At 65.2% G+C, this 23,388-nt stretch carries 21 protein-coding genes; 12 read left to right on the forward strand and 9 right to left on the reverse strand.

The window, feature by feature from the left end:
* The first annotated feature begins 20 nt into the window (after window positions 1–20).
* The 4 genes from NR810_RS37200 to NR810_RS37215 all read left to right on the forward strand — a co-directional run bounded on the left by NR810_RS37200 (window position 21) and on the right by NR810_RS37215 (window position 2,234).
* The gene (locus NR810_RS37200) at window positions 21–194 is read left to right on the forward strand and encodes a hypothetical protein (protein ID WP_257459540.1); all 174 of its coding nucleotides are present in this window, start codon (window positions 21–23) and stop codon (window positions 192–194) included.
* A 74-nt stretch (window positions 195–268) separates the two neighbouring features.
* Window positions 269–754, forward strand: a complete 486-nt coding sequence (locus tag NR810_RS37205; RefSeq protein ID WP_257459542.1) for a LysR family transcriptional regulator — start codon at window positions 269–271, stop codon at window positions 752–754.
* A 330-nt stretch (window positions 755–1,084) separates the two neighbouring features.
* Window positions 1,085–1,432, forward strand: a complete 348-nt coding sequence (locus NR810_RS37210; protein WP_257459543.1) for an SPW repeat domain-containing protein — start codon at window positions 1,085–1,087, stop codon at window positions 1,430–1,432.
* 43 nt (window positions 1,433–1,475) lie between these two features.
* Window positions 1,476–2,234: a CorA family divalent cation transporter gene (locus NR810_RS37215; protein WP_257459545.1), complete on the forward strand. Its 759-nt coding sequence runs from the start codon at window positions 1,476–1,478 to the stop codon at window positions 2,232–2,234.
* Window positions 2,235–2,324: 90 nt separating this feature from the next.
* Here the strand turns inward: NR810_RS37215 and NR810_RS37220 are convergent, their stop codons facing one another.
* The gene (locus NR810_RS37220) at window positions 2,325–3,500 is read right to left on the reverse strand and encodes a M57 family metalloprotease (RefSeq protein ID WP_257459546.1); all 1,176 of its coding nucleotides are present in this window, start codon (window positions 3,498–3,500) and stop codon (window positions 2,325–2,327) included.
* Window positions 3,501–3,923: 423 nt separating this feature from the next.
* Between NR810_RS37220 and NR810_RS37225 the strand changes: the two genes are divergently transcribed.
* A complete protein-coding gene (locus NR810_RS37225) occupies window positions 3,924–4,814 on the forward strand; it encodes an alpha/beta fold hydrolase (RefSeq protein ID WP_257459547.1) in 891 nt (296 codons plus the stop codon).
* Between the two features lie 42 nt (window positions 4,815–4,856).
* Here the strand turns inward: NR810_RS37225 and NR810_RS37230 are convergent, their stop codons facing one another.
* Both NR810_RS37230 and NR810_RS37235 read right to left on the reverse strand, forming a co-directional pair.
* Window positions 4,857–6,239: an RICIN domain-containing protein gene (locus NR810_RS37230; RefSeq protein WP_257459548.1), complete on the reverse strand. Its 1,383-nt coding sequence runs from the start codon at window positions 6,237–6,239 to the stop codon at window positions 4,857–4,859.
* A gap of 231 nt (window positions 6,240–6,470) precedes the next feature.
* Window positions 6,471–8,102 (reverse strand): cellulase family glycosylhydrolase, encoded by a 1,632-nt coding sequence (locus tag NR810_RS37235; protein WP_257459550.1) that lies wholly within the window; start codon window positions 8,100–8,102, stop codon window positions 6,471–6,473.
* Between the two features lie 247 nt (window positions 8,103–8,349).
* Between NR810_RS37235 and NR810_RS37240 the strand changes: the two genes are divergently transcribed.
* Window positions 8,350–8,544, forward strand: coding sequence for a hypothetical protein (locus NR810_RS37240; protein ID WP_257459551.1), 195 nt, complete (start codon window positions 8,350–8,352; stop codon window positions 8,542–8,544).
* Window positions 8,545–8,610: 66 nt separating this feature from the next.
* Here the strand turns inward: NR810_RS37240 and NR810_RS37245 are convergent, their stop codons facing one another.
* Complete coding sequence (locus NR810_RS37245) at window positions 8,611–9,390, reverse strand: DNA/RNA non-specific endonuclease (RefSeq protein WP_257459553.1); 780 nt, start codon at window positions 9,388–9,390, stop codon at window positions 8,611–8,613.
* 197 nt (window positions 9,391–9,587) lie between these two features.
* Complete coding sequence (locus NR810_RS37250; protein WP_257459555.1) at window positions 9,588–10,595, reverse strand: hypothetical protein; 1,008 nt, start codon at window positions 10,593–10,595, stop codon at window positions 9,588–9,590.
* A gap of 385 nt (window positions 10,596–10,980) precedes the next feature.
* On the opposite strand from NR810_RS37250, the gene NR810_RS37255 reads away from it, so the two are divergent.
* The 4 genes from NR810_RS37255 (at window position 10,981) to NR810_RS37270 (ending at window position 15,407) form a co-directional block, all read left to right on the forward strand.
* On the forward strand, window positions 10,981–12,564 hold the full coding sequence (locus NR810_RS37255) for a PKD domain-containing protein (RefSeq protein WP_257459556.1): 1,584 nt from the start codon (window positions 10,981–10,983) through the stop codon (window positions 12,562–12,564).
* 208 nt (window positions 12,565–12,772) lie between these two features.
* Window positions 12,773–13,867, forward strand: a complete 1,095-nt coding sequence (locus NR810_RS37260; RefSeq protein WP_257459558.1) for a glycoside hydrolase family 76 protein — start codon at window positions 12,773–12,775, stop codon at window positions 13,865–13,867.
* A 371-nt stretch (window positions 13,868–14,238) separates the two neighbouring features.
* Window positions 14,239–15,117: a hypothetical protein gene (locus tag NR810_RS37265; RefSeq protein ID WP_257459559.1), complete on the forward strand. Its 879-nt coding sequence runs from the start codon at window positions 14,239–14,241 to the stop codon at window positions 15,115–15,117.
* Window positions 15,118–15,227: 110 nt separating this feature from the next.
* A complete protein-coding gene (locus NR810_RS37270) occupies window positions 15,228–15,407 on the forward strand; it encodes a hypothetical protein (protein ID WP_257459560.1) in 180 nt (59 codons plus the stop codon).
* On the opposite strand, the gene NR810_RS37275 is transcribed toward NR810_RS37270, so the two are convergent.
* Window positions 15,401–17,017, reverse strand: a complete 1,617-nt coding sequence (locus NR810_RS37275; RefSeq protein ID WP_257459561.1) for an RICIN domain-containing protein — start codon at window positions 17,015–17,017, stop codon at window positions 15,401–15,403. The genes NR810_RS37270 and NR810_RS37275 overlap by 7 nt on opposite strands.
* Window positions 17,018–17,186: 169 nt before the next feature.
* On the opposite strand from NR810_RS37275, the gene NR810_RS37280 reads away from it, so the two are divergent.
* Window positions 17,187–18,251 carry an SMP-30/gluconolactonase/LRE family protein gene (locus NR810_RS37280; RefSeq protein WP_257459562.1) on the forward strand — a complete coding sequence of 355 codons (1,065 nt, stop codon included), beginning with the start codon at window positions 17,187–17,189 and terminating at the stop codon, window positions 18,249–18,251.
* Between the two features lie 76 nt (window positions 18,252–18,327).
* Here the strand turns inward: NR810_RS37280 and NR810_RS37285 are convergent, their stop codons facing one another.
* Together NR810_RS37285 and NR810_RS37290 are read right to left on the reverse strand one after the other, a co-directional pair.
* Window positions 18,328–19,728, reverse strand: coding sequence for an MFS transporter (locus tag NR810_RS37285; protein ID WP_257459564.1), 1,401 nt, complete (start codon window positions 19,726–19,728; stop codon window positions 18,328–18,330).
* Window positions 19,729–19,949: 221 nt separating this feature from the next.
* Window positions 19,950–21,374 (reverse strand): pectate lyase family protein, encoded by a 1,425-nt coding sequence (locus NR810_RS37290; RefSeq protein ID WP_257459565.1) that lies wholly within the window; start codon window positions 21,372–21,374, stop codon window positions 19,950–19,952.
* A 455-nt stretch (window positions 21,375–21,829) separates the two neighbouring features.
* Between NR810_RS37290 and NR810_RS37295 the strand changes: the two genes are divergently transcribed.
* Complete coding sequence (locus NR810_RS37295) at window positions 21,830–21,979, forward strand: hypothetical protein (RefSeq protein ID WP_257459567.1); 150 nt, start codon at window positions 21,830–21,832, stop codon at window positions 21,977–21,979.
* Window positions 21,980–21,983: 4 nt separating this feature from the next.
* Here the strand turns inward: NR810_RS37295 and NR810_RS37300 are convergent, their stop codons facing one another.
* A complete protein-coding gene (locus NR810_RS37300; protein WP_257459569.1) occupies window positions 21,984–23,132 on the reverse strand; it encodes a hypothetical protein in 1,149 nt (382 codons plus the stop codon).
* Window positions 23,133–23,388 lie beyond the last annotated feature (256 nt).

Raw genomic sequence — 23,388 nt, forward strand, 5'->3', positions numbered from 1 at the left:
GCCCGGAGGAGCTGCCGGAGGTGGCGCAGGTCGGCTCGCCCGAGAGCAGCGTCCAGGCACGCCAGGAGCTGGAGCGCTTCGCCCGCCACCTGCCCGCGGACGAGCTGGAGGTCGTGCTCCTGAGCCGCGACCAGAAGGCGCTCTATCTGCTCCGACCCTCAGGATGCCGAGGAGGAAGAGCGAGCGTGGCATGACCCGAGGGTAGGAGGCTGGATCATGCGTTACCAATATATCTTTCGAAGTCGATCCAGACGGATATCGTCTGGATATGGAGTTTCGCCAGCTCCAACTCTTCGTCGCAGTGGCGGAAGAGCCGCACTTCGGCCGGGCCGCCGCTCGGGTGGGGATGGCTCAGCCCCCCTCCAGCCAGCAGAGCCGCAGGCTCGAGACCGAGCTTGGGGTTGAGCTGCTCACCCGGACCAGCCGGCGCGTGGCCCTGACCTCGGCGGGGAGTCGGCTCATGGAGGACGCCCGGGAGCTTCTGGCGAAACGCAAGGACGTGATCACCGCCGTTCAGCGAGCGGCTCGCGGGGAGAGCGGAACACTGAGGATCAGCTTCGGTGCTCCCCCAAGCGTGGGCAGGGCCGAAGCCACAAGAGGCGAGCCTGGCGCCAGAGGCAGCGGCGAATGCGGAAGCGAAGAAGGAGCGGACGCCGCGAGTGGATGGGGCCGGGCTGCTGCACCGGACATTCGCGCTGGACGGGCTTTACCTGCGTCAGGTGTGGAGGCAGGCGGCGGGTGCTGGCGTAGGTGAAGGCACAGGAGCGGCTCCACCGGAATCTGTGAGGTGCCGGGAGGGGAGGGGCGAGCGGGGTTCGTCCTGCTCCCTCCCACACAAGCAGAGGTGGAGTGGGTCGTTGTGGCGCAGGCAGTAGTTCGCCGTCTCGACCACCGCAGGAGGCGATCAGCGTCCACTGCCCTGCACTTGGAGGGAGGGTCCTGGCAGCCCAGCCGTCCCTGGGGCCCTCATCCGCCGAGGGCTCATCGCGATGCCCTCGCGCCCGTTCCCCGCGGCTTGCGAGCGCCGCGGACCCCCCACCACCTTCGCAGGAGGGGCGTCGTCCCGGAGTCGAAGGAGGCAACCATGTGGGCTCGCGCGTCGATCATCGTTCTGGGCATCTGGCTCGTCTTCGCTCCCCTCGTTCTCGGGTATGACGTGCCGGCGGCCCGGTCCAACGACATCATTGTGGGCCTCTTCCTGGCCACGTTCGCCCTTGTCGGCGTCACCGTTGGCAGGATGCGCTTCCTCGGGGTGCTCGCCCTCTGGCTCATCGTGGCGCCCTTCGCCCTCGGGTACGGGAACGAGCTCGCCCCCGTTCTCAATGACGTCCTCGCGGGCATCGTCGCGCTCGGCCTGTCACTCGTGCCCTTGCACCGGCGCGAGCGGGGGACCGCGCTCCTGCGGGAACCCGCGCGCACCGAGGGGAGGTGAGGGCGGCTGGGCGTGTCGTGGCGGACTCCCGCGGAGGCTCGGATTGGACATCAGGTTTCTGTCTCCCACAGCCATCGAGCCGCACTCGGTCGACGAGCTTGCCGCTCTGCTTGGGCGCGAGGACGGGTTGGTCTGGGTGGACATTCCTGCCTGGGATGCCGAGGCGGAGCGAGTCCTGTCGGATGTGTTCAAGCTCCATCCGTTGGCCGTCCGTGACTGCGGGGAGCGCAACCCGGTTCCCAAGGTGCACGTGTATGCCGACCACGTGTTCGTCATCCTGCATGCTCCAGAGTTGGGAGCGAGGGGGCATGTGCACTACGTCGAGCTCGACCAGTTCATCGGCCGCAACTATCTCGTCACCGTCCACGGTCCGCTGAACCCGGCGGTCAGCCCCGACGCCGCCATGGTCGAAGTCCGGGCCGTACAGGGGCGCATCGAATCGGGAGTGTATGGCCAGATGGCTACCATCGCTGTCTTCCAGGCCGCGGGCCAGTCGTATGTCGAGGACATCGTCGATCAGTTCGATCGCCTGCGCGCCATGGCCGACGCGCAGAAGGATTACCTGCAGGGAACCATCGAGTTCTACCAGGCACGCACCAACACCAAGATGACCATCGCCGCCGAACGGCTGGCCGTCATCGCCGCGGTCACCCTGCCGATCACGGCCCTGTCGTCGATCCTCGGGATGAACGTCATCGTCAGCGAGAGCACCCACTTCGGGTTCCTGCTGCTGGCTCTGTTGGTCATGCTTGTGATGTCCTCCGCCCTGCTCGTTTGGGCCAGGCGCAAAGGATGGTGGTAGCCGTCCTGGCTGGTAGTCCCCCGGAGGCTCATGAGGGGGTTGCTGAGCCCCCGCACGTGGTGCGGAGGCTCCGGTGGCCCGCCAGTTCCTTCAGTGTCCTCCCGTGTTCGAGTTCCAGAGCGGGGTGATGCCGTCCTTTGCATAGACGACGAGGTTGCCATCGTTCTGGATGGCCAGATAGGCGCCCTGATTCCCGTAGGTGTTGCTCGACCAGAGGGCACTGCCGAGAACCGGGGAGGTCGTCGTATAGAGAACGAAGTTGCCATCGGCCTGCATCCAGGCCGATTTCCCCTGCGAGCCCCCGGTCACCGTCGACCACAAGGGGCCGTGGCCGTTCCAGTAATAGACCAGGTTCCCATCGGTCTGCATGGCAAGCAAGAACCGGCCATCGCTCGACGAGATGCTCTGCCCGGCGGCGAGACCTTGCCCCGCCAGGAGCGCGACGGGATAGTACGACCTGACGCCGACGGCATCCGTCGGGGTCAGCTTGAGATCGCCGTTGAGGTTCGTGCCATTGCACTGCGGATAGTGCATCACCGAGGCCGAATCATAGGCAGTCAGCGCCCGCCAGTAGGAGTCTGACTCAGCGCACGCGCCGCCCGCCTCGGGCCGGACGTGCTCGTGGCGGAAGCCGAGCACGTGTCCAAGCTCGTGCCGCAGGATGCCGGTCAGCGTCCAGGGGGTGATGTTTCCAAAGGAACTGGAGTCGATCAGGATCTCGCTGGCGTAACGTGGATCGCCCGGAAAGAAAGCGCGGGCCAGGTAGGTCTGGCCAGTCACCATACGCACATTGAAGACAACGTTGGTGGTGTTGTCGCAGTTGGAGTCCAGCGACGAGGAGTGGACGAACTTGATGTTCGCGCCGGTCGCCTTCCAATCGGCGGCAGCGGTTTTCATCGCGCTCACCACGCTTGAGTAGTAACCGCCGAAACTGGCCGAGCTGATGCAATAGGTGAGGTTGAGCGCCGCGGGAATGCTCCACCTGTAGGCCCACCCGGGGAGGTAGAGGGCGGCGAGGGGCTGCCGGGTGTTGTTGCCGATCATCTGGTCATAGAACTCGCGCAGGCGGGCCTCGTTCAGGGCGGGCTCGTCACCGTTGATGATGAATATTCCCGTGTCAGGCTCCTGATAGGCTTGCGCGCGGAATTCTTCCCAGGTCGGCAGCTGCCGCTGCTGTTGTTGCTGCGCTTCACCCCCGCACCCCGCGAGGCTGAACATCGATACGAAAGCAGCATGAAAAGCCAGGTTGCGAATATGGATTCGCATGGGTCTCCCTTTCTCCCTGTGAACAGCGTGTGCACTCCGAGTGGATGAGACGTCGTCGCACGGAAGATGATGAAAAAACAAGCATTTCCAGGGAACGCCTGAAGCTCCATGAATCGCGTGGCTCAGCCATCATCCGCTCGTGGCGGAGGAATCAGGCAACAGCGGACGTTTCATCGGGTAAGCGATGTGGCCGTGTACAACGCTGCCCGTTGGGAAGGGGGCAGCCTCCGCATCGGGGCTGACGTCAGCGTCCTGCGCGGCCGATTTCGGGACGCCAGGCCGGGGTCGCCCCCCGACCCGCCGATGAGCCATGTCGAGGACATGCGCACCGGCTCCTCCATTCCTGCGAGGGGGCCCCTTGAGCCGGCCGAGCCAGGTTGCCCTCTTGTGCTCGTACATCATCTGTGTGCAAAGACACCCACCATGATGAATCCCTCCTTCAAGACTCCGGAAGGGCAGAGCGCTTTCACGACCGTCTACGAGAGGGCCCTGGAGCGCTGGCCCGTCCCCGTCGAGAGGCTCTTCGTGCCCACGCGTTTCGGGCGGACGCACGTGCTCGTGAGTGGGCCTCGCGAGGCACCTCCCTTCTTCCTGCTGCACGGGATGACGGGGACCTCGACCATGTGGGCCCCCAACATCGCCGCGCTCGCCCGGACGCATCGGGTCTACATGCCCGAGGTGCCGGGGGACTTCGGTTGGAGCGAGGTGGAGCGGCCGTTGGGGAGTCGTGACGATTGCGCCGCCTGGCTCGGGGAGGTGATGGACGGGTTGAAGGTGGAGTCGGCCATGGTGGGCGGGCAGTCGCTGGGAGGCTGGCTGAGCCTCAACTTCGCGCTGAAGGTGCCCGCGCGCGTGAATGCGCTGGTGCTGATCGCGCCCGCGGGCTGCTTCGCGGAGGTGGGGCTTCAGTTCATCCTCCACGCCATCCCGTGCATGTTCTTCCCGTACCGCCCCGTCTTCGACTGGTCCGAGCGGTGGATGTGCGCCCCGGGGAACACCCCGCCTCGGGAATCCTCGGCCGTGTTCGCGGCGGGTATGAAGCATTTCCGTTCGCGGTTGCAGGCGCGGCCGGGTCCCTTCCCGGAGGAGGAGCTCCGGCGGCTGCTCGCGCCCACGCTGCTGCTGGTGGGTGACAAGGAGGTCATCACCAGCGGCCCGGCCCTGGTGGCGCGTGCGCGGCAACTCGTCCCCCACGTCCAGGCCGAGCTCGTCCCCAATGCCGGCCACCTGTTGTCCGGCGAGCAGCCCGAGCACGTCAACGCCCGCGTCGTGCGTTTCCTGGAGGACCTGGCACGTCCTTCCCAGGCCGCATGAGATAGAAGCCGCGCCCGCCCGTGGGATTCGGACGCTACCGGCTCACGGCTGGTACGGCGGCGTGTCGAACGCGCCTCCGTAGTACAACCCGACCTTCTGGTTCGACTCGGTCCCCCACAGCCCGCAGTTGGCGGCCGTGCCGAACACGTTCCCCGTGAAATCGGTGTACGCGCAGAAGTTGTTGGCGACGTTGTGCAGACGGATGGGGAAATGCTCGTCGAAGCCGCCCTGGTCGTGCCTCTCGAGCATCCAGCGCTGCTCGTCGCTGCCGTCGCACGGGTCGGTGACGACGGTCCAGGGGCCGGCGAGGATGCCGGACTGGCTCAGGCACTCGCCGTTCGCGAGGTTGCGGAACCCGAAGGCGTCGTCGCCGTCGGGGAACATCTGCCACTGCTGGAGCGGGTCGGCGGGCTCGCACGTGCTCGTCGATTGGACCTTGTCGTCGTCGGCGAGCAGGCAACGGTTCTTCGTCTTGAAGCGAATGACGACGAAACCCGGGGCGTCGTCGCAGGCATCGCCGATGCCGTCGCCATCGACGTCGGCCTGAGCGGTGTTCGGATGCTCGGGGCAGTTGTCGTCAGCATCGACGATGGTGTCACTGTCGACGTCGGACCTCTCGCAGCCGGCCACGGCGGAGACTGGGCAGATACCGCCGTGGCAGCTCCAGTCCGGGAAGTCGTAGGCGATCTTCGAGCCCGACGGTGCGCACTCCATCCCTTCCAGAGGATCTGCCGAGCATGCCGCCTCGAAGCTGCCGCCGCCGCGCTTCTTGTTCTTGATCACGATGCGCGAGGTCACCGTGCCGATGAAATCGCCTGACACCGTGACGGACCCGCCCTCGTTACCGTTGCCGCTGAAGTCGGTGTCCTGGAGCAGCTGGCCGTCGACCACGAGGTTGAACGTCCGCGCGACCGTCGTTCCGTCCTCCTCGACGTCGAGGGTGACGGCGTGAGCGCAGGCGTCGAAGGTGAACGTGCTGACCGCGCGCAGGCCATCGAGGCTCACGTTCCAGGCGACGCTCCCGGTGTCGCACTGCGCCGACCAATTGCCGGTGGCCGCCGGGTTCTCGCACCCGTTCATCTTGCACTTGATCTCGTCCTGCCAGAGAGCGAAGGCGCGCACCAGCTCTCCGTTGGACCAGGGCAGCACCGGGTCGCAGCTTGCCTTGCAGTCCTCGCTCTCGACCACGTAGCTGGCCTCGTCCGTGCCCGTCGACCACGCGATGCGGATGACGTTGAACCCGCAGTGGGGCACCGCGATCTGGCGGTTCGCGTCGAGCCGGTTCGGGCAGTCGCCCCCGTTCCAGTCCGGGGCCGTGCCGTCGGTCGTGAAACAGACCACCGGCTCGTCGTCGAGGTTGATGACTGAGACGAGCGAGCCCACCTCGGGGAGGGTGGTGGCGCTGGGGGGATCGAAGTGCGGCATGGGGGGAGTGATCCCACTGCTCCCGCAGTTGCAGCTCGCGAGGGTCAAGCAAAGGATCGCGGACGTGAAGCGATTGTTCATATCCGGACACTATCACCAACCGTGCCGCGCATAAGAGGAATGAGGGCCCTGTGGGAGGGCGCATAAGAGGAACTGGGCAGCCCAGGCAGCCCTCCCAATCCTTCCATACGCTCCAGCCCTCACCCTCCACACGGCTTCATGCGCCGAGGCCTACCACGTGTACAAGCCCGCCCACGGATACGTCCCACCCGACACGGCGAAGTAGTAGTAACCGTCGGACGAGCGCGTCAGAGGCATTTGGCTACAGGTCCGCGCCTGCCCACCTACGGTGATCGTCCGGCCGTCGAAGTTGTGGCAACCCCAACCGTTGATGTTGGCGTTGGTCCGATAACACACAGCGCCGGTCGTGTTGAAGTTGCCTGTGTTGCCTGAAAACGTAATGGGGTTGGAACACGCCGTGCCGCTTCCGCTCGTGTTGAACGTCGCAGTGACCGAACGCGCGGCCGTCATCGACACCGTGCAGGTTCCTGTGCCACTGCACGCACCGCTCCAGCCGGCGAATGTCGAGCCGCTCGCCGCAGCGGCGGAGAGGGTCACGGACGTGCCGCTCGAATAGCTCGCGCTGCACGTGCTTCCACAATCAATCCCCGACGGCGACGACGTCACCGTGCCGCTGCCCGCGCCCGACTTCGTGACCGTGAGCATGAAACTGTTCGGATTGCCGGTACCGGCGCCTCGTCGTATGGCATCCAGAGCGCCTTGATCGACGACGGCTCCGTTGTTCCGGTTGAACAATGCGAAGCCGTTGGTCTGACCGGGGTTGACGCCGTTGTCCCAGTAGAAGGTCTTGATGCCATTGGCAGCCGCGGCGCGATTGACGTATTCGAGGTAGTACTGCCGCGATTCCAGGTTGAGGTTCGGACGCGTAGCCACGCCGTACTCGCCGATGATCACCGGGACACCCTGGTCGATCCACTTCGCCTTCACGCGTGCGAACAGGTCGTCATGGTAGGCCTCCTGAGCCCAGGCGCATGTGCCCTGCGACGGATAGGGTGCGCCCCAGTACGAGCAGATGTTGTTTGTGTTCAGCGTGTAGTCGTAGGGATCGTAGTGATGCACTTCGACGATCAGCCGGTTCGCGATCGTGTCCGACGGCAGAAAGAAGTAATCGAGGCCGTGCCAGCTGTTCGTATTGTAGGTCTGCACCACGAGTGTCCGTGATGCGTTGTTCCCGCCCGTCGCGCGCACGGCGTCGACGAAGGTCTGGAGGTACGACTGCTGCACGGTGATGTGCTCGGTCGTCGGCGTGCCGTAGTCGGCATGTACCTCGTTGGTGCCGGCGAACAGCAGGCGCTCGTTGTAGTTCTTGAAGGTGTTGGCGATCTGCGTCCAGTAGGCGCGCTGTTTCTGGTTGACGGCCTGCTGATGCGAATACAACGGGTGTTCCTCGAGCCAGCCACCATCCCAGTGGATGTTGAGGACCACATACATCCCCTGACCGTAGGCGTAGTCCACCACCTCCTTCACGCGAGCCATCCATGCCGGATCGATCGTGAGCGTGCTCTGATCAGCGTGGCAATCCCAGGCAGCGGGAATGCGCACGGCATTGAACCCAGCGGCCTTTACGCTGTTGATGAACTGCTGGGTGACGGTCGGGTTACCCCACGCGGTTTCACCGCAGATGGCCTCGAGCGTATTCCCGAGGTTCCAGCCGATGGTGATCTGGCCGGCCACCTGCGACGCCGGCGGAAGCGTCTGGGCGAATGCGGCCACTGGCAGGATAAGCATGGCCACACAGATGCGGAAAGCACGCTTGAACCACAGAGACAAGTGCAGACTCATGGGGAGCTCCGTTTCTTGACCAGTGACGCGATGATCCTATTCATGCCTGAAATCTGTTTTCAATGGATAATAGGAAATCGCGGCGTCTCCCCAAGCAGGTGCGGAGAAGGCGGGCGTGGCGCCCCAGGCGAGGTTCCATGGCGTCTTCGCTCCAAGCGCGAAACTGCGGCCATTTCTGCTCCCTCAAGTGGGGGCAGAGCCGAAGCCGGAAGAGGGGAGCGGGCCAGCCGAAGCTGCGGGACGAGCCGTGGTCCTCGGCGAGCACGAGCAGCTCGTCCACCGAGGGCTGCGTCGCGGCGAGCCCCTGGCGCGCCGCGTGGTGCGCACCGGTGGGCACGGCGCGGGTGGCGAGCTGGCCCGCGCTCGCGAGGCGGGCTTGACGGACGCCGAGGTGGTGGCCGAGCTGGACTGGCCCAAGGCCCCGGCCCTGCCGGGGACTTGAGGGGGCTGAACGCTCCGAGCCGGATGAACCCCGGGCCCAGCCAAAGGTGCACTCGACAATCTTCCGTCAGTTGCACCCCTGGCTCGACAGCCAGTTCACGCCACGGGTCCTATCGTTCGTTCCGTTCGAGCCGCCGTAGTCCACGTTCGAGAAAGACATGAACACGCTGCTCCCCGTGGACTGGTTGGTGATCTCCATCGTCATGTTGTTGGGGATGAGCGTGGTGGAGTTCGGGTAGTTCGCACCGATGTAGTAACGCAGCCGGCCGCTCGGCAGGCTCCCGCACTTGGCCATCTTGTTCTCGAGCTGCAACCAGTTGCCACGGTTGAAGTTGGTATCCTGAGGCACCAGGTTCGCCCGGCCTCCCCAGCCCCCGAGCTGCGAGCCGATGAGGTGTCCCCCGTCATAGTCGTTGCTGGGGTTTTCCGCGTCGCCCCACTGCCCCACGTTCGTCTGACAGGAGTCGATGCGCGGCGCGGCGATGATCGCCGGCATGTACTTGTACGCCCGGTTTGGCCGGCCCGCGCTGTCGATGAAGAAGTACTCGCCGTCGAAGCTGTGCCAGATGTTCCTGTCGCCCGACGGGAAGAACTTCGGGCAGTCGCTGATCAGTTCCGCGGTGACGTCCCCGCGGATGACGTACCCGACGCCGTAGGGCTCCATCGCCTTCCGGATCTCCTCCTCCGTGTGGCTCTCGAAGAAATCCATGAGGCCGCTCGGGCCACCGAAGTCCCGTTCGATCTGGCTGGCGACGCCTTCGCCGCCCAGGTCCATGTCCGTGACTCCGCAACCACCGATCAACAGGCCAGATACCGCCGCGACTGCGAGCTTGTTCAGGGTGCGCATTCTTCTGGGTCCTTCCTCACCGGGTCCGCTGACTTCGCGACCTTGAATACCAAGGAAGTGAGAATAGCGTGGGAACAAGTCTGTGAAAATCGCACCGGAATCGAGCGCCCTTGTCCGGCCCTTCCTCTCGACATGGGGCCGTGAACCTCAACAGGGCCCCATCCTTCCCATACGCTCAGTGTGGCCGCTTCCTCGTGTCACCGTCCGTCGGGGTAGCAAAACCCGGAGGTTCTATCGCTTCCACCGTTGGCGAGCGGGTAGGAGACGAAGCCGAGCTCCTCGCCGGCGCCGCACTCGGAGCGGGCACGGGTGTAGGGATAGCAGGTGCCATGGCCCGAGCGCGTCAGGTCGACGCAGACGCCTCGCGCACCTTCGACGCCACAGAATTCGGCAAAGCTGGCGGTGCAGGTCTCGCCGATGAGCGCGGGGTCGAAGAGGTAGCCGATGGGCTCCATGACCGACTGCTCGATGCACAGACCGTAGACGCCGCACACGGTGCCGGCCGGGCAACCCGGATTCGCGGCCAGGAAGTCGCATGTGGCGAGGCACTGCCGCGCCTCGGTATAGGCGCTGGAGCAGGCGTAGCCCGGGGCGCAGTCCGTCGAGGCGAGCTGGTTCGCGCTCGCCGCTGGCGTGTACGTGCACGCCTCCCCTTGCTTCTTGGTGCCGAGCGACTTCTCGAGCGTGCCATCGCTGGCCGCGGCGTCATCGGCGACGCAGGTGTGGCCCGGCGGATTCGCGGTCGACGAGCCTTCACGCGGATCGCAGCCGCCAGGGCGGATCGTGTCCCAGGTCGCGAACCGGATCCACCGGCACTCACCGCCCGGCACCGGCGCGGTTCCGGTGTACGGCGCGGAGAGCGGTGGTGCGGCCACCGACTCGCGCAAGGTCACATTGGCGAGCGCACCGGCGGTCTGCTGAGGGGAGACCTTGACCGCGAGCCAGAGCGTGCCCGACTCGGCGACGAAGGTCTTCTTCGCCGGCCCATTGAAATCCTGGTAGCCATAAACGCATTGCTCGCACGTGAACAGGTTGGTGCCGCCGTTGGCCAGGTCATGGAGCCCCGGGGGGGTGTTCACGTCCAACCGGATGAACGCGGTATCCACGAACGAGGGATCTCCAAGGTTCGAGAACTCTCCGCGATACGTCGGCTGCGGCCCGTACAGTACGGGCGACAGCTGGATGCCATTTTGAAGCTCGCCCATCGTGATTTCCGTACATCCGGTGGGCGGAGACAGCTGCCGCGACCGCTGCTCGAGTGCTTGGAGGGGGTCTTGTTCGGGAGCCGGGGCTTTCGTCTCTTGACCACACCCAATCACTGCCGTGAGCAGAACCACGCTCCACCGCCACCCACTGAAAGCTGCAAACTCGATGCGTCGGTTTGTCATGGACTCATTTCCGATTTTCGATAAAGCGGTAATATTCCGTTTATCTCGGAAAAATAGTTCTCACGGATTGTGTGGTTCGATCAAGAACATTCCGTGCGAGTCCGCTCCATGGACACTACCTCCTGTGTAGCCGACTTATCAGGTGTGTTCACAAAACCGGGGCAGGCTCAGGCGCTTCCGGACCGTGACATAATCCCGGCCCATGCACAGGCTTCTCCGAAGGTCGCTGCTCGCGTTCCTGCTCCTGTGTCTCGGGAGCAGCTGTGGTCCCTCCCCTGAAGCGGACACCCAGGCTCCGTCCAACGTCCAGATCACCAACGTGACGCAGGGAGAGATCATCACGGGCACACGGAGGCTCCAGGGCTCCGCCGAGGACGATTCCGGCCGTGTGGCGCGGATGGAGTTCCGCGTCTCCCGCACCCTCGTTTGCGCGGACGGTACGACGCGGGGCTCGGGGGCGATCTTCGCCTGCAACTGGAATTCGAGCACTGCCCCAGAGGGAAATTACCAGCTCATCGCCACGGCCTACGATGCGGCGGGTAATGCCACGAGCTCCGAGCCCGTCTCCATCACCGTTCCTCCTCCCCCGCCCAATCAACAGCCCACCCTCTCCGCGGTGAAGGCCACGCCGGACGTGCTCGACGAGGGCGCGAGCACCACCCTCGCGGTGATCGCCAGCGATCCGGATGGAAACACGCTCACCTACTCCTGGACGCAGAGCCCGCCCACGCCCGCGGGCAGATTCAGCGACAGCACCGCGGCGAGCCCCACCTGGACGGCCCCCGCGCTCACCAGCGACCAGGCCTTCACCCTCCAGGTCACCGTCTCGGATGGCAAGGGAGGCACGGCCCAGGACAGCGTGGACGTGTCCGTGACGAACCTCCCCGAGAATCAAGCGCCCACGATCTCCGCCGTGACGGCCACGCCAGACACGCTCGACGAGGGCGAGAGCACCACCCTCGCGGTGACCGCCAACGATCCGGAAGGAAATACGCTCACCTACTCCTGGACGCAGAGCCCGCCCACGCCCGCGGGCAGATTCAGCGACAGCACCGCGGCGAACCCCACCTGGACGGCCCCCGCGCTCACCGGCGACCAGACCTTCACCCTTCAGGTCACTGTCTCGGATGGCAAGGGAGGCACGGTCCAGGACAGCGTGGAGGTGCCAGTGACGAGCGTCAACACCCCGCCCGTCGTGGATGCGGCCATCACTGCGTCCGCTACGGTGGTCGCGGGGGACTCCCTGAAGCTCTCCATCGGCGCCACGGATCCGGACGGAGACGCCCTCAAATACGCCTGGACGACGACTCCCGTGGACGCGGGCACGTTCTTGGGCGGCACTACCGCCACCTCGGCGAGGTGGCAATCCCTGGATATCAGCGCCAACAGGGTCGTCACCTTCCAGGTCACCGTGTCCGATGACAGGAGTTCCGTCACGCGCTCGGTGGACGTGCAAGTCACCGTTCCCACCTACGCACAGGTTCAGCAGGTATGGGATGCCACGTGCACGGCCTGCCACAACGCCAAGAGCGCCTCGGGTGGATTGAACCTGGCCGCGGACAGCTCCTACGACGCACTTGTCGACAGCCCTGGCACCAGCTCGGCCTGCTCCGCCTTCAAGCGCGTGGCACCAGGGCTCCCGAACGCCTCGCTGCTCGTGCAGAAGATCAGCGGCACCACGTGTGGCCCCCGGATGCCGGAGAAGGCCCCCGAATACTTCGACAAAAACCCCGGCCTCCTCACCCGCATCCGCTCGTGGATTCTGGCCGGGGCTCCCAGCGACTGACTCTCCTGTCGAAGCCGTCGACCGGGATTTTCCCATTAACCCGAAAAAATAGGCCGGCTGCTCAAGAGGGCATCGAGTCTCTGAGCGAAAGAGACACCTGACCCACCTCGACGTCTGTCATCAGCATTGTGAGGGAGCGCATGAACGCGCTTCCCTGGCCGTGCCCTGACGACAGACGGAGGAGCGGGTCCCAAAGGAGAATGCCTACATGAAGCAGCGGCTCCTGAGTTTCCTGGTCGCGACCCTTGTCCTGGCGTACGCGCCCGGCGCCATCGCCCTCACCCCCACGGAAAAGAACCTGGCGGTCGACTCCTACAACAACGCCTTCTATGTGGCGAACGGCGGGAACGGCTACTTCGTGGTCGACACGAACCGCGGCGTGCCTGGCCGGTTCCACTTCTGGAAGGTCTGCGAGCAGATCGAGGCGGTCGAGGACGCCTACGACCGGACTGGCAATCCGGGCTACCGCGACATGGTGTTCTCACTGCTCAACGGGTTGAACAACGTCGTGAGCGGAACCACGGACTTCGCGTCGTGGAACGAGTACAACGATGATGTCATGTGGGCGGTCATCGCCCTGACCCGCGGCTACGAGATCACCGGTCATCGGCCGTTCCTGGATCAAGCGCAGTGGCAGTTCAACAAGGTCTGGAGCCGCGCTTGGGACAACCAGCTCGGGGGGGGCCTCTGGTGGCGCACGGACAAGCAGACCAAGAATGCTTGCGTGAACGGTCCGGCCGCCATCGCCGCGATGTTGCTCGCCCGGAACACCGTCAATACCGGGTACCGGGCGCAAGCCGACCAGATCTACAACTGGCTCCGTTCGACCCTCTTCAATCCCTCGACCGGGCAGGTCGCCGATCACATCCAGGCCAACGGAACGAAGGTCTGGTGGGCCTTCACCTACAATCAGGGAACCTTCGCTGGCGCGTCGACCCTTCTCTACCAGGCGACCGGAAACGCGAGCTATCGCGACGCGGGCGGGCTGGCGGTGAACTGGACCCGGCGCAACCTGACGGGCCAGCACCTCGCCGACATCCTCAACGACGAGTACGATGCCAACGGCGGCCACGGAGATACCGCTGGGTTCAAGGGCATCTTCGTTCGGTGGGCGGGCAAGTGGGCCGGCGCGGCCAATGACGCTTCGATCAAGAGCTGGCTGAGCAACAACGCGAACACCGCCTGGGCGTACCGGAACTCGTCCGGCGTGATGTGGGGCCAGTGGTGGCGGCGAACCCCGGACAACTACGTCACGTCCTGGGAAGCGAGCCCCGGCCTCGCGGTCACGCAGAGCCCGTATTGAAACATGGCATCGGGAGGACGCCGACCCGCTGGCGGAATACGAGCCTTAAGATGAGGTGCCTGGCAGGGGGGCCAGGAGGCTGTCGAGGTGCCGTGCCTCCGAGGCAACACGCGGCCCGGTGAGGGCTCCGGATGTGGCGGGCGAGTGACTGGGTTCCCAGGACGGAAGCCGGGTCGTGCATCGGAAGGCAACAGCGCGCCTGGAATCCGTGGCGCTCAAAGCAACACGGGAAGAACAATCTTCACCTTCTTCAGAGGAGGAGGCACGCCCTGGCCCGCTTCCTGCTCCAGGCCAGGGCACGCTCGGCGAACCGGCCGAGCCACCGTGACGCATCGGCTCGCGGTCCCCCCACCTCGAAGAAGAAGACCCCCATGATTCGCCCCCTGCTTCGTTCCTCCCTGCTTCTCGCCTGCGTGCTCGCCTCGGGCTGTGGCCCCGTCCAGGAGTCCGAGCCCATGCCCACGCCCGAGGGAACCCTCGCCCAGCCCCTGCGCTGGCCGAGGTGGCTCCGGGTCATCGGCTCGGACGTCTTGGGTGCCGTCACAGGGGCGTACCTGGGCGCTCAGAATGGTGAAGCCGGCGGAATTGGCCGGGTCACCGGAGCCGTCTCGGGCGCGTTCACCACTGCAACCGGGGCCTCCTCCGAGGCCGCCACCAGGGAGACCACCACCCAGGGAGTGAGCGCGGGCCGCCGGGCGTCGGGCGATCCGTCCAATCCCCTCAACCCGTTCGACCATATCGGCAAGCACCACAACGCGGCACTGGACGACACCGTGTCCATCATTGGGCCGGGAGGCTGCATTCCCAACCCCTTCCCCTTCCCGTTCCCGCGCGATCGGACCCAGGGCCCCATCTGGGAGTACGCCAGCAAGGCGCTGAACGCCCCGCCGGAGCTCCTGAAGATGCCCGAGTTCGAGGCGGCCTGGCACGACTCGCTCGACTTCGTCGCTTCGGCCGCTGATGAGGACATTGGCGTTGCCCTCCAGAATCGCGTGAAGAGCGGAAAGATGACGGCGGCCGTGAGCCAGCGGCTCATCCGTTACTTCACCGCCGTCGCGCCCCTCGACACGGACACGCTGATCGAGACCACGAAGTCCTTCGAGAAGGAGACGCTGGCGGACAAGACGCTGGATGAACAGGACCGCACCACCCTGCTGAGCGGTTACTCCGTCGCGCGCTACAGCGCGGCGTACTGGGCCGAGCATGCCGCCCGGACGACCGCTTCGCCCTGGTGCGCCTGCGGCAAGTAACCCCCATCTCCGGTTCCGAGATCCATTGAAGAGCGACGACGCGACGGACCGTTGGAGGGTCCTCGCGGTCGACCCGAAGTAGCGGGAAGCGGGAGGTGGGCGTGGTGGGTTTGTCGCTGCTGACTGCCACTTGTGCCACCTCGCCGAGGCAGGCCGCGACCCTCCTCGAATACGTGGGACGTCGGGAGGACGCCGACCTGCTGGCGGAACACAAGCTCCAGGAAGAGGTGCTCGGCAGGGTGTACGAGGAGGCTGCCGAGGTACTGCCACCGGTTGGGCGTGGCTACTGAATCCGCTGCGGTCCAGAGCACGCCTTGACGCGCTCCTTCGCGGTCGTGCCACTGTCCTTGGTGTATGAGTAGGGGACCGTGAACACGCTGCCGCCGACGTCCCGGTAGCTGGTCGCCGAAGTGCCGGAGTAGACGTTCCCGCTGTCGATGGCGATCGCGCCCGGCGCTTGGAGCCAATGCGGCCTGCTCGCGTTCTCGAAGTAGTTGCTCTCGACGCGCGCTTGCGCGTTCTCCGCGGCGGTGATGCAGAAGTAGGCCGTGTTGAGCCAGTAGTTGTTGTAGAGGTGGGCCTGCATCAGCGCGCCGCCGAGCTTCGGGTTTCTTCCCGAGCTGGTGTCGTACCAGTTGTGGTGCCAGGTCATCTTGGCGTTATTGGCGAAGTTCACGAAGCTGTGTTGCCCGCCACACTGGTACGGAGTCCGCCCATCGATGTAGCTCCACGAGAGCGTGATGTAATCGGGATGGATGCTGGTCGCGTCGGCCGTGGTGCCAACGTCGATGTAGCCATCGCTGATGAGCGCGAACGAGCAGTGGTCGATCCACACGTGTTTCGACGAGGTGAGTGTGAACCCGTCACCCGCCTCGATGAGGCCTGGGTTCACGTCGCGGATGGCGAGATTGCGGAAGATCAAATTCTCCTGGCTTCCGAGGTTGAACGACACGCCGTAAAGCGTGACGCCGTCGCCCATGCCAATCACCGTCTTGTTCGATTTGACGTTGATGGTGGTCTCGTTGCGCGTACGGGTGGAGGGCACCTCGTCCGGGTTGCAGGTGCTCGAGACCCGGAACTCCTTGATGGATTTGCCCAGGGCGTCACAGGACGCCTTCTTCTCGCATCCTGACACGGTGCGCGCCGTGGTCCTGAAGTCCAGATCATTCAGGATGTGGAGCACGCGGGGCTGGGTATCCTCCAGGTATTGCTTGAGCTGGCTCGTCGTCGTGACCTGGAGCGGGGTGGCACTTCCTCCACCCGTGGTGCCACCCGCTTCGGCGGCGAAGCCGTTGGGTTTGTCGGAGAGGGAGAGGGTGCAGGGATCGCCACCCCCACTCGTGCCGCTGGCCACCAGCTTGAACTTCTGGTTCGTCGAGCCCCCCCAACCCCACTGCTGTAGCCCCGTCCCGCTGCTCGTCCCCCCGCCGATGACGTCCATCACCAGGCCGCTGTGACGAGCTGTCAGCCTCACCGTACCTCCGCCGGTGTCTTCGATCAGGAACTGCTGGTAGGCCCCGCCCGAGCAGGACCACTGCTTGATCAGAGCGCCACTGCTCGTCGATGCATCCGTGACGTCGAGGCACAGGCCACTGGAGACATTCTTGATGCTGTAGTAGCCGCCCGACTGCGCGATGAATTGGAACTGCTGGGCTGCTCCCCCGCTGCAGGTCGAGATCACCGCGTCGGTACCAGCGCCCGTATTACCGCCCCTGGGCTGTACGCACTTGTCGCTTCCCACTCCGACGAGGTTGTACGTCTTGCTGGTATCGACGGAGAGCGCCTCGACGACGCCTCCGATGACCTCGTCCAACCCGCTATCGGAGGTGGCCACCCCGCAGCTCGGCGTGATGGCACCCACGAGGGACAGCAGCAACAATCGAGAAGCGGCTCCACGCATTCAAGCACCCCCTGCAACTCAGAAGCTGAACTGGTTTGAGCTTCCAACCATAGTCGGCAAAACAAACAAATCAAGCTTAACGGGTATGCCCTGGTTGCTTATGGGTGGCGAAGGCGCCTCCGTTCCTGCATTGAGTGGGGCCCTCATTTCCACCCAGGAGGCTCTCTTCATGCGTCCGCTCTTTCTGGTTGTCGCTGCCCTGACGGCGGCGGCCTGTGTCCGAAACGCTCCCGCTCCCGGCACCCCCGGACAGCCAGCGGGAAACAAGGGCCCGGGCCTCGAGCTCGTGGCCCAGTCACCGCGGCAATGGACGGGGATCGCGCTCTCGAAGGAAGGCCGCATCTTCGTCAACTTCCCCCGCTGGTCCGAGGACGTCCCCCTCTCCGTTGCCGAGTTGAAGAACGGGCAGGTTTCTGCCTGGCCAGATGCCACCTGGAACGAGTGGAAGCCGGGAACGACCGAGCCGAACCGCTTCGTCGCGGTCCAGAGCGTGGTGATCGACGACCAGGACCGGCTCTGGGTCGTGGACACCGGCAATCCCAGGTTTCAGGGCGTCATCGCGACGCCCCGGCTCCACCAGTTCGACATTCCCAGCGGGCGGTTGGTGCGCAGCTACGCCTTTCCTCCCGAGGTGTCCTCCGGCGACAGCTACCTCAACGATGTCCGCATCGACACGGCGCGCGAGGTCGCCTACCTCACCGACTCGCAGGCCGGTGGGCTGGTGGTGCTCGATCTGAAGAGCGGGAGCTCGCGCAAGGTGCTGCGGGATCATCCCTCCACCCACGCCGAGGTCGACCACCTGATGGTGCTGGGCCGTCGCTTCAACAAGGCGGTCCAGTCGGATGGGATCGCGCTCAGTCCGGATCGCAAGACGCTCTACTGGTCCGCGCTCTCGGGCCACACGCTCTGGCGCATTCCCACCGAGGCGCTGCTCGACCCCAAGCTTGACGACAAGGCCCTCGCCAGCCGGGTGGAGCGGGCGCACACCATCGTGGCCCCCGATGGCATCCTCTTCGATGACAAGGGGGTCCTCTGGCTCGGTGGACTGGAGGATGGTTCGATCTACCGCTACGTGCCCGGCGGAGCCTACGAGCAGGTGATCCGCGATCCCCGCCTGCTCTGGCCGGATAGCTTCGCGCAAGGCCCCCAGGGGTGGATCTACGTCACCACCACGCAGATCCACCTGCCGCCCGCCGAGCGCGGTCCCTACGGCATCTACCGCTTCCAACCCTGAGTAGACGCGGCGGGTGGCGTCGTCACCCGCCGCTGTTCCCCGAGCGCTACAGGACGGGGGGCGCGCTCGAGGCTCATCAAGTCTGGATGTGCGTCTCCAGCTTGTGATCCTTCGTCTCGTGGATGAAGAGCCCGCCGATGATGACGGTGATGATGCAGATGACGATGGGGTAGATGAGGCCGGTGTAGAGGGCGCCCTCGCCGAAGGTCGTCTGTGCCCAGGTGGAGGAGGTGACGGCCGTGGCGATGAGGGGCAGGAAGCCGCCGAACCAGCCATTGCCGAGGTGGTAGGGCAGGGACATGGAGGTATAGCGGACTCGGGTGGGGAAGAGCTCCACCAGGAATGCGGCGATGGGCCCGTACACCATGCACACGTAGACCATCTGCACCGTGAGCAGCACCACCATCATGAAGTGGTTGACCTGCGCGGGGTCCGCCACGGGCAGGCCCTGCGGGTTGGCGAAGTGCTTCATCGCCATGAAGATGGGGATGTAGGTGAGGGCGCCCAACACGCACCCGGCGAGCATGATGCGCTTGCGGCCAATGCGGTCCGACAGCCAGCCGAAGAAGATGAACAGGGGCGTGGCGATGGCCAGGGCGATGGAGACCAGGATGTAGGCCGTCTTCCAGTCCAGCTTGAGCGCGCTCTGCAGGAAGGTGAGGGCGTAGAACTGGCCGGTGTACCAGACGACGCCCTGGCCCGCGGTGGCGCCGAAGAGGGCCAGCAGCACGTACTTGCGGTTGAGCGGATTGGCGAAGCTCTCCTTGAGGGGATTCTTGGACGTCTTGCCGCTGCTCTTCAGCTTGGAGAAGAGCGGCGACTCGCTCATCTTCAGGCGGATGTAGAGGGAGACAGCCAGCAGGATGAAGGACAGGAGGAAGGGCACGCGCCAGCCCGTGGACTTGAAGAACTCCTCGCCCATGAGGACGCGGGTGACGCCGATGACGCCCATGCTCACGAAGAAGCCGAGCGTGGCCGTCGTCTGGATGTAGCTGGTGTAGTAGCCGCGCTTTGTATCCGGCACGTGCTCGGCCACGTAGGTGGCGGCGCCGCCGTACTCCCCGCCCAGCGCCAGGCCCTGTAGCAGCCGCAGCAGCACCAGCAGGAAGGTGGCCCACAGGCCGACCTGCTCATACGTGGGCAGCAGGCCGATGAGGGCGGTGCTCAGGCCCATGGTGGCCATGGTGATGAGGAAGCTGTACTTGCGGCCCACCAGGTCTCCCACGTGGCCGAAGACGATGGCGCCCAGGGGCCGCACACCGAAGCCGGCGCCGAAGGTCGCCAGGCTCGCCAGCAGCTGGGCCGTCTCGTTCCCCTTGGGGAAGAAGAGGCCGCCGAAGAAGACGGCGAGGCTGCCGTACAGATAGAAGTCGTACCACTCGAAGAGGGTTCCCAGTGAGGCCGCGGTGATGACCCGGCGCAAGGTGGAGGGGTCCGCGGCTTCGACGGGGACGGTGGCGGCGGTGGGAGACTCCATCAACTGCTCCTCTCGAACGTCAGGTGGGTGGACCCGACCAGTGCACCCGGTGGGCCGTGGCCGAATCCAACACGTCTTCCGTGTCGTGTCGAACGCTACACCCCTGTATGACGTTTTCTACTGCACCTGCGACGCGCGGCACCGCGTTGCCCGAGTCCTTCTGTCCGATGCCGCCGGCGCCAGGCCTGGTGAACGGCCGGGCGCGCGGCGTCCTCCGCTCGCTAGTAACTGGTCTTCAGCCAGTTGACCTTCGCCCACGTCAGCCGGCCCGCTCCCGCGCCATCAGCGGCCGTCAGCCGGGGGACGAGGGTCGATGGATCTTCCGCCGTATGGCTGTAGGGCAGGGTGGAGAAACCGTTCCAGGAGAAGGCCTTCACGGTCGCGGGAACGGGACTGAGCGGGCTCCCGGACGTGTCGCTGTCTCCCCGGAACACCACCCCATTCAGGGAGTCGATGGTGTCGACGACCCGGATCTTCCCCGTGTAGCTCGCATCCGAGGGGTCCGTCTGGTTGTTGCGGACGGGGTACTGCACGTCGAGGATGTGGGACTTCTCGACCAGGACGGCTCCGCTTTCCGTGGAGATCGCCCCATTGCTCGTCAGGTCGAAGTGGTAGCCCTTGGAGGAAATGGCTGAAGCCATGGCCGAGGTGAGCTTCTTCTTGGCCGCCCAGGCCCCCTGCGCATCCATGACGATGTTGTAGACGTGCGCGTTGCCACCGCGCAGGCGAGGCATCCGGTCCTGGATGTTCTTGTAGTAGTTGTGATGCAGCGTGATGGAGAGGTTCGCATTGCCCGAATCGAATTCGGTGGAGCCGACCAGATGGCCCTTCTTCTGGGGCCCCGCGATCGCGATGATGTCGCTCTGGCTCAACCCCACCGCGCTGCTCCGCAGGTAGTTGTACATGGGGTAGGCGGACTTGTTCGCCTCGAGCGCATCGAACTGGCGGGTGACCCAGCTGGTCGTGCTGCCATCGTCCCCCTTGAACAGGGACCACGAAATGGTCACCCCCGAGGTGCCCTTCTTCGAGTCGACGAGGCCATCATAGGCCTTGTTGAAGGTGCAGTGATCGATCCAGACCTTGTTGTTCTCCTCCAGGGTCAGGTAGTCCCAATCATTGCTGTCGTAGTTCCCCTTGGTCTTCTCGTCCCACTCCCACAGCTCGTCGAACTCCAGGTTGCGGATGATCACGTTCGAGCTGCGCTTGATGGTGACGGCGACATGCCGGAGCCTGGCTCCGTTGGCCGAGAAGATGGTCAGTCCATTGAAGCCATCCACATTGAGCTTGCTGACCCCCGTCTTCAGGAGCACGGGATGGGTCGAGGCCGCGTTGTGGGCGGCGAACGGAGAGACCTTGGCCGCCGCGGGGAGCTCGTTCCAGCCCAGGTCCAGATCATTCATGATCTCCACGACCCTGACGCCGGAGCCCTTCTTCAAGGCCTGCGCGAGCTCCGTGGCGTTGTAGACCTTCTTGTAGCGGGCCGTGTCCGATTCACTGATCAGGCCTCCCCCGGTGTTTCCAGCGGAGAACCCCGTGAGATTGTAGTCGGTCACGCCTGCTGCCTGGGTATCTCCCGTGGGGATGACGGAAAAAGTCAGACCCAGCACCATGGACAGACCACAGACTCCCTTGAACCTGCGCATCATGAACGTTTCCTTCGATCGCGAAGCAGACTCCCCCCCTGTGTCATGGAATCGTTGCTTCAGGGTAACGACAAGCTCGAATGATGGGATGAGCTCCTCGTCGAGGAGCGCGGGCAATGTAACGAGAGGCCTTGTCTGCATCAACAGTGTTTTCCGGATTGTCTCATTTGGCATCTCTATCAGTTCTGTTGATGCCTACACGAACCCAATCAAACACCTGAACCATTCTCTGGATTCGAGCATCAGCACATCAGGCGGTTCGCGTATTTTCAGAATCCAATGTCTGTTTTCACTGCGGGTCCGCGCCAGCTCCACGGGCGGCAGGCCCACTTCGCCGCGCACCTCATGGGGGACCCCATGCCTTCACCGTTGGGCGCGGTCCGTCACGTCATGGACGCTGTAGTTCGAATTGCTAATGACGTTGGGGGCTCTGCCGTTGTGGCTGGCCGAGGCGGCTTATGGCTATGCGCGCGTGGGCTGGCGTGCTCTTCCTGGGTGAGTCGTGGCCCTCGCCGGTCAGCCTCACGGGGGCCATGCTCATCGTGGTGGGAATGCTGCTCTACAGCCGCATCAGCCAGAGCGCCGAGATGGAGCCCGTGGAGGGGTAGAGCTTCAGAACGTCCCGCTCAGCTGCAGCCCCGCGCCGCCGGGGCCCACCACTGGGGTGAGGTGGGCCTGGATCGCGGAAGGGTGCACGGGGGCAGGCGTGCCGTCGTCGGTCAGCCCCAGCTCCGCCTTGAGCTGCTTGTTGTAGCCGTCGGCCAGCTCGCGCGCCTCGCTGGGGGTGATCGGGTGGGGGTTGATGAGGAGGGTGACCCCCAGGAGGCCGATGCCCACCCCGACGGTACCGATGCCCGCCAGCATCGTCGTCCTCGTGCTGTCGAAACGCGTTCTGTTGCGCTCGAAGCAGGCCCTGAAGTCGGGCGAGAAGGCATCGCAGTCCTCGTGCTTGGAGCTCAGGGCGGTGATGGAGAGGATGGCGCCTCCCACAATGGCGGCGCCCCCCGCGATCCCCGTGACCGTCTTGAGGGTCATCTTGCTCTGGTAGGCGTCCACCAGGTCGTTCCTGCCCAGCTTCTGGTAGAAGGCCTCGCCATCGAGCGGCTTCTTGAACTTGCCCTCGTAGGGCATGGTCCACTTGGACATCACCGCGCCGGTTCTCGTGCTCACCGCGACGAGCTCGTCGAAGCCGATGTGCCGCTGCTCGTACTGCTCGACCGCATCCGCCAGTGGCGCCACCGGGCGCGCGGGTGCCACCGGTTTGGGGAGGGCAGGGGCCTGCTGTGGGGCGGCGCTCGGCCCGGCGTCCCTGGCGGCGAGCGCCGTGCCGGCCACCGCGGAGAAGGAGCCCAGGGACTGGCCCGTGGTATCGTAGGTGGTGACCACCGCCTGGGTCAGGGCTCCGGATGCATCCGGAAACAGCCGCAGCACCACCACCCGGTCCACGGGGAACCCCGCGCCGCGCCGGACAATGGAGGCATCATCGAGCTGCGCCACCGGGCCGAGCGCCTGGGCGTTCATCACCAACAGGGCCTTTCCGCTGGACCGTAGCGCCGCCGCCAGCGCCTGTTCGGCCTGTGCGAGCTCGGGTGTTTCGGCACCCGCGGGCACCACCATGTAACGGGCAGGAGCATCACCCAGGTGTGTCGCCAGGGTGTTGGCGGGAAAGGTGGTGCCCCAGGAGGTGGCCTCGGCGGCACGCGCGGAGGCGAGGGGCATGGAGAGCAGCAGGACGAGAGCGGAGAGAAGAGGGCGCATCATGCGAGACCTCTGCATACGGGAAGCGGAACGTGGCGTACAAGCCCCCCCGGCCTTCCCGCCCTCCATCCCCCCGCGTCCGCGCCGCTTCCTCCTGCCGCGGCTCCTGCGTCATGTTGCCAGGCCGTGCGGAGTTTTCAGCTCGGACGGCCTTCACGGGCCAGCGCCAGGTCCAGCCCTTCCTTTGCTCGGTAGTCTTTGAGTCTTCCAGGGGACGCCTTCCCGGTTGTTGAGAGGCGTGGAAAACCCATCGGGTGGC

Source organism: Archangium lipolyticum (assembly GCF_024623785.1).
In the GTDB taxonomy this organism is placed as follows: domain Bacteria; phylum Myxococcota; class Myxococcia; order Myxococcales; family Myxococcaceae; genus Archangium; species Archangium lipolyticum.